1 protein-coding gene is annotated in these 523 nt (G+C 43.4%); it reads left to right on the top strand.

The annotated features are described in order from the left end of the window. Positions 1-357, top strand: a 357-nt coding sequence (locus R7190_RS30570; RefSeq protein WP_318138304.1) for a hypothetical protein, incomplete at its 5' end; no start/stop codon positions are given. Between the last annotated feature and the right edge of the window lie 166 nt (positions 358-523).

Raw genomic sequence — 523 nt, 5'->3', positions numbered from 1 at the left:
CGTATCGACTCTGAGTTTGATAGCGACTTTGATTCTGCTGCAGGTTTTGGCTTTCACTCACCGCTAAACAACTGGGCAGACCTTACAGGTGAAATGCTAATGCGTGTGGTTCAGCCAACAAGCTCAAGCAGCACAGATGTTGGTATGGAGCTTAACTTAGGTGTTCGCCAATGGCTTGGTCCTCAACTTGAAGTGGGTGGTAAAGTTGGTTACGTTTCAATCGACAACGATGACGATTGGACAGGTTCTGCTTACGCGCGCTTCCATTCAACAGAGCTTTTCTCTCTTGGTGCTGAAGCTCGCATCAACGATTTCTACGGTGATCAAATCATGTTCACTACACGCTTCAAGTTCTAATTGGCGTGAAAAAAGCAAAACCGAGGCAATTGCCTCGGTTTTTTTATTCATAAAATGACTAACTCAAATGAAGTGGTCAAAAACATCAACATCCCTTTTCTGCTTTTAACACTTACTTTTCTGACTCGCTAACTCCATTAGAAACGAGTCAATCATTGTGTGGTTC

It is taken from the genome of Vibrio sp. 1078-1 (genome assembly GCF_033340475.1).
Note: the sequence above shows the minus strand (reverse complement) of the source record. Positions and strands in the feature narration are given on the sequence as shown.